At 42.7% G+C, this 5,832-nt stretch carries 6 protein-coding genes and 1 pseudogene; 3 read left to right on the top strand and 4 right to left on the bottom strand.

All coding sequences use genetic code 11. The features are described from left to right. Both F6K52_RS30940 and F6K52_RS30935 read right to left on the bottom strand, forming a co-directional pair. Window positions 1–369, bottom strand: a pseudogene (locus tag F6K52_RS30940) (hypothetical protein); the annotation flags it as partial. Between the two features lie 8 nt (window positions 370–377). After that, window positions 378–566: a hypothetical protein gene (locus tag F6K52_RS30935; protein ID WP_293087955.1), complete on the bottom strand. Its 189-nt coding sequence runs from the start codon at window positions 564–566 to the stop codon at window positions 378–380. 175 nt (window positions 567–741) lie between these two features. On the opposite strand from F6K52_RS30935, the gene F6K52_RS30930 reads away from it, so the two are divergent. Beyond that, window positions 742–1,839, top strand: coding sequence for a tocopherol cyclase family protein (locus F6K52_RS30930; protein WP_293087952.1), 1,098 nt, complete (start codon window positions 742–744; stop codon window positions 1,837–1,839). Between the two features lie 65 nt (window positions 1,840–1,904). Here F6K52_RS30930 and F6K52_RS30925 read toward each other — a convergent pair whose 3' ends face one another. Beyond that, window positions 1,905–2,033: a hypothetical protein gene (locus F6K52_RS30925; RefSeq protein ID WP_293087950.1), complete on the bottom strand. Its 129-nt coding sequence runs from the start codon at window positions 2,031–2,033 to the stop codon at window positions 1,905–1,907. A gap of 42 nt (window positions 2,034–2,075) precedes the next feature. Then, window positions 2,076–3,230, bottom strand: a complete 1,155-nt coding sequence (locus F6K52_RS30920) for a DUF819 family protein (protein ID WP_293087948.1) — start codon at window positions 3,228–3,230, stop codon at window positions 2,076–2,078. Between the two features lie 1,035 nt (window positions 3,231–4,265). Here F6K52_RS30920 and F6K52_RS30915 point away from each other — a divergent pair. Then, a complete protein-coding gene (locus F6K52_RS30915) occupies window positions 4,266–4,994 on the top strand; it encodes a PEP-CTERM sorting domain-containing protein (protein ID WP_293087946.1) in 729 nt (242 codons plus the stop codon). A 232-nt stretch (window positions 4,995–5,226) separates the two neighbouring features. Next, window positions 5,227–5,832: PEP-CTERM sorting domain-containing protein (locus tag F6K52_RS30910; protein ID WP_293087944.1), on the top strand; the 606-nt coding region annotated here is incomplete at its 3' end.

Below are 5,832 nucleotides of genomic sequence, written 5' to 3'. Positions count from 1 at the left end.
AGTTGCCAGAGCTTCTAATAGTTGGGGGATAGGATTGGGAAAGAGATTCAGCCAACCCTGAGCGATCGCAGCTTGTGGTACCGTAGAGTCTAACTCTAGGGCAACTAGTTGGACATGGCAGTGGGGATTATGTGTCCAAATTTCCGTTAGGGCAGCAGCTGTGTTGTAACCTAGACCATAACAGATATCCAACAACCGTAGCACTGGCTGTTGGGCTTTTTGGGCTAGTTGGCAAGGTTTGACAAACTTGAGCTGAGCTTCTTCTATGGCACCTTGTCGGCTGTGATAGGATTCACCAATTTCTGAACAAAAGAAAGTGAATGAGCCATCAGCAGTGATTTCGGGTGTGAATACCTTGTTATCGGGCATTAGGGATTTTAAAGGTTGAAGGTTATCGGGTTGAAGGTTGAAGGTTGTTCGCGTAGCGTGGCCTTTTGGCGAAGGTTATCGGGTTGTTCGCGTAGTTGATGTAGGGTGGGCAGTTGATGTAGGGTGGGCAGTGGATTAGACCGATTCACCAAGCTGGTTATAGGGTTACTCGGCACTGTCCACCATCTGCCCACCATAATTAATGTAGGCTGGGCAGTGCATCAGACAGGGAGTTGATGTAGGGTGGGCAGTGGATTAGACCGATTCACCAAGTTTGCTATAGGGTTACTCGGCACTGCCCACCATCGAAGGTGATCCTTGAATTTATAATATTGAATGGCACAATCCCCCAAGCGACCAAAAGCCTAGTCTATGGCACATCCAATACAAACACCCCACAGCGGATATCACTGGGACGGTAAGAGCGGACGCTTTTTTGAAGGTTGGTACTATCGGGTGACGTTACCCAGTTGTGGTCAGACCTTTGCGTTTATGTATTCCATTGAAGACCCCATCGGTGGTCAACCCTATAGTGGGGGTTCAGCCCAAATTCTAGGCCCTGATGATCAGTATCTGTGTCGTACCTTTCCCCATCCGGAACAGTTTTGGGGGTCATCGGAATCCTTAGGTCTAGGACATTGGGGTAAAACGAAATTACAAATTACTCCTCAATACCTTGACCCCGATAAATTTGAGTATCAAATCAAGGAAGGATATCAGGCTACAGCTACCTTGAATCAAGGGTTGATTCGGGACCCAGCCAACGGACGCTATTGTGATTGGCGCTATGAAATTAAACCGATTTATGGCTGGGGAGATCTCGGAAAAGCCCAGCAATCAACCGCTGGCTGGCTTTCGTTTTTACAGATATTTGAACCAGGATGGCAAATTTTGATGGCCCACGGTTTAGCCACTGGCTGGATTGATTGGAATGGTAAGCTCTATGATTTTACCAATGTCCCGGCCTATGGGGAAAAAAATTGGGGTCGTGCTTTTCCTAAGAAGTGGTTTTGGCTCAATTGCAACAGTTTTACCGATCAACCAGACCTGGCTCTGACTGCTGGTGGTGGTAGACGGGAAGTAATGGGGTTGGCAGAAGCAGCTGCATTGATTGGCATTCACTACGAAGGTAAATTTTATGAATTCGTGCCCTGGAATTCAGAAGTAAGCTGGCAGATCCAGCCTTGGGGAAATTGGCAGATGCAAGGGCGCAATGGTGAGTATGAAGTAGATTTAACTGGCACAACTGACTATCCTGGTACACCTCTACTAGCTCCCACGGAAAAGGGGTTAGATTTCATTTGCCGAGATACTATGCAAGGTCACCTGAGGTTGGAACTTAAACAACGACGTGGGGATAACGTTGAACCGATTTTGATAGCTGAAAGTAAGTTATGTGGATTAGAAGTTGGTGGTGAGCCTTGGCAAAAACCATGGAATTCTTCTGCTAAATTGCCTTGGGTTTTGTGATATAGCGCTACGGTAAAGGCAATCAGGGAGTTCCCCCCACTCGCGCTTTGCATGGCTGACAAGGATTACAGTTTTTTTTCATTACCAAAAATCCCTATATAGTTGATTAACTCTTGCCTCTTGCCTCTTGCCTTTTGCCTTTCCCTAAGCGATGCAGCGCCGCCAAAGGGGGTTTCCCCCATGAGCGACTGCATCAAGACAGGGATTCTGTTCACAACTCAAATAGAAATGCAATATCAACCCAAAGACCTCAGAAAATTACCTAATCCTACACCAATAAACGTAGCAACAGCATAACCGAGAGTACCGCAAAGAATAGCTGGAGTAACAAGTTTATCCCACTGCCGTGCTGTAGCCATAGCCGCTGCTGTAGTTGGCCCACCCATATTAGCATTGGACGCAATCACTAATTCAGCTAAATCCAAACCCAGCAATCGTCCAACTCCCAGTAGCACTAACAAATGGATGGCGAGAATTAATCCAGCAAAAATAAACAGAACTGATCCCACTCGTAGCACTATTTCGACATTAGCGCTGGCTCCAATTACAGCAAAAAATATCTGGATCAGCAGATAGCCAATTTTTTCTGCAGCCGTTATCCTACTTAAATAGCTTGGGAATACTGTCGCTAGCATTACAATTAAAACTGTTACTACCAGAATTCCCCCTTTGTTGAAGCCCAACCAGCTAGCGAGACCATAACCTACAGCACAAGCAATCATACTAATCGCTAATGCCAAACTGATTTGCATAACAGAGAGTTGTTGTCGAGACTGGGAATCAAAGATACTAAACTGGCTAGAATTAGAATTCTCATGGGAGCGCTGGGTAGGGAAAATTACCCGTAGCCACTTCATTGAAGGTAAAGTAAACAGCACTAAAAAGTACAAGGTCATCACTAAATTATCTGCTGCTATCCCAGCACTGAGTAAATCTCCTGCTCGTAACCCAGTGCTTTCAGCGGTTGCCGCAAAATTAACAGAACCACCAATATAAGTAGCACAAAAAATTGCTGCTAACTTCCAACCTTCCTCTCCTAAAGGAATCAGATAGTAAGCCACTACTGTTCCTAAGATTGTTCCCACTGCACCAATTCCATAGGCAATTAAAGTAGGTCCAGCCTCTCGCACAATCCGAAACAAATCAGCTTGGAATAGTAGTAAAGGAATCGCTAAAGGAACTAAATAAGACCAAACCACACCATAGGCGGGAGCATCCGGTGGAATAATCCTAAGATTGGATAGGATGAAGGTTACTAAAATGGTGACAACCGCCCCAGATAGTTTAGCTCCCCAAGGAGTACGTTCTGCCCAGAATCCAATCGTTGCTGCTGACAGCAACACAGCCCATAGAGCGAAATCTTGATTAGGATTTATAAGAGACGTTGTCATGTCTATTCCCTAACTATTCACTAATTGAAATAAGTTATTAATAATTGAGAAACCTTATAGTCAAGAGCGGTCAACAAATAGCAAAATTTTTCTACCCTGAGGTTTGGTTACTTAAGGGTTTGAGTAACGATTGAGGCCAGCAAGCCTAGGGAGATCAGCTGATCAGGTGACAATAAGGCTGAAAAGTAGACAGGGGTTAGGTTATGGCTGTTAGCTGCTCGGGATTCTACCCTAAAGAAAGTGAGCTCAACCCAGAGCAAGTCGCCCTCAACAATCAGGCTGAAAACCTGATTAAATCGTTTCTAGCAACAGATGATTACTGGTAATTTTACCCTTTTTTTAAATTAATAGCCTTATATTATATCATATTTAGAATCCAGTAGTAACCCTCTGAAGTATATAATTTTAAAATTTAAAGCTATCTTCATCTTATATTTATAAAATTTTTATATTATCTTCATAGTTGAGGGTTGAGTTTTATTAAAAATCTTGATAGATTAAAATCGGCGTTAATTGATAAAAACTATTAATAAGGAGGCATTCGAGATTTAGAGCAGTTCAACACAATGCCTACATTTTTTTCTCGTCCGCTATTTGGTAGTAAGCATTCAGGCGTTGGCCAAAAGCCAAAAGCCAAGGCCACGCTACTTGAGGTGCTTTGTGGCACAGCCTTCGACGCTGTGACGACGTAACTCAGGTTAAACGAATGCTTACCCATTTTATTCAAAAGCACCATCTGTAGTACATTAGCTCAATGCTTACCCTCACCCAATAATGCTATACCCAATCTATTTAGTTGCTTCAGGTTCCTAAATTAAATTCAATTTTGGGGCTTTTAAAATTGGGTTTTATAGGAGCATTTTCGGTTTCAAAATGCAATTTTTTTTCAAATAATAATAAGTTCAAAATAAGGATTTAAAAATCTTTACTCATAAATCCTTCGTAAGTTTGAGTCTAGCAAATACTAAATTTAAATATTGACTACTAACTCCTTCTGCCGAAACCATATCATTTGATTATAAAAAGTTTAAACTTATGTCTCGCTATTTCAAGACAGCCCTTATCACTGTAAGTACAGCATTAAGTATCGTTATCCCTACCGTAGCTGAGGCAATTACCTTTGGATTTGATTGGACAGGTCAAATTGCTGGCTTTGGCGTTACGGGTTTATTTAGCTATGAGGAAACCCAAAGTTACACCGATGGAATCGTCAGGACTGATGACTTAGATTCTTTGAGCGTCTCATTTTTTGATCCTGAAGGCAATTTTTTGAGAAGCTATACCGATAATCATTTGGATGCAGGGGTTAACTTCAATTTTGATACTCAAACAAAGCAAATACTCCAATCGGGAACTTACTTTGATCCAGATGGAATCAACATTGGAGATGGCTCCAGAAGCGATGGTTTAACCTTCTGGTCAAAACCACCCCAAAGTAGTACGCCTCACGTCCATCTAGATGATTGGTTGGATGAGTTTGGTTTTACTATCGGTTTTAGTAGCCATGAAGATGTGGCGTTTCCGACTCGAACCACCCAGGAATTGATTGACACGGGGAGGGTTGGTGAAACCTATATTGATCAACTAACTGACTTAGAAACAAAAGGAAAATTTGCCAAAGTTTATAAGGTTCCTGAACCAACAACATTGATAGGAATGTTGGGTCTGGGAGGGTGGCTTTTATCCTCAAGTTTACAGCGTCGGAAACAATATAGCGCTACGCGCAAGGCAAGAGGCAAGAGGCAAGAGGCAAAAGTTTACTAAAACAGCGTTTCAGCTTTTATAAATGTCAAACACCTTAATGCGTAGTGCAATAGCAGATTTTCGAGCAATTTTATGTCAAAAGGAAAGATTTTTCTATGACCAAAACCATTATACCCATGTGATGCGATCGCGGTAGTTAAAAATCTACAGATCCAGGCATCGGGTGGCTCCCTCTTAGCTGGAAAAGAGGTGAAATTTTTTGTGTATTTTTTATTCTACTAGGACAATAACAATGACAATCAAGACTTTAACTAAAGTAGCAGCAGCGGTCGTTGGCGGTAGCTTAAGCCTGGGAGTAGTGGGAATCAACTCCGTTGAAGCAGCGACTATCACATATAATTTCACAGTGAATCTGGATACGGGCTTTTTCCTGACTGGCTCTCCTGAAATCGATATTCCCGCCAATCCTGATTATTTCAACGGTCAGTTCACCGTTGACGATTCAAGATTGACCAACGTTGGAGCTGAGAGTTTAGGAGTTGAAGATGGTTTGTCAATTACCCTATTTACTGACCCTCGAATTAATGAAGAGGACGACGAGCGTTTCCCAGAATTCCCAAAGGTCAATTTCCTGAACGGAGAATTACTGGGGCTAGATTACGATAATATTTATCATCCTTTTACCGCCGTTGGTGACTTCCCTGGAGATTTTTTCCGCATTTTTAATAGTGATTTCACTGACGGTTTCGATCCTACCTTCTATACTCCAGAAGACGAGCCGCGCCAGCCTGTTTTCGGAAGTGGAACTGTCACCTATACACTTGTTCCTGAACCAACAACATTGATGGGAATCTTCGGTCTAGGAGGCTGGCTTTTTGCCTCAACCTTAAAACGTCGA

Origin of the sequence: Moorena sp. SIO3H5 (genome assembly GCF_010692395.1) — a bacterium.
Lineage (GTDB): Bacteria > Cyanobacteriota > Cyanobacteriia > Cyanobacteriales > Coleofasciculaceae > Moorena.
The sequence above is the reverse complement of the archived record's forward strand: the minus strand, read 5'-3'. Positions and strand labels throughout refer to the sequence as shown.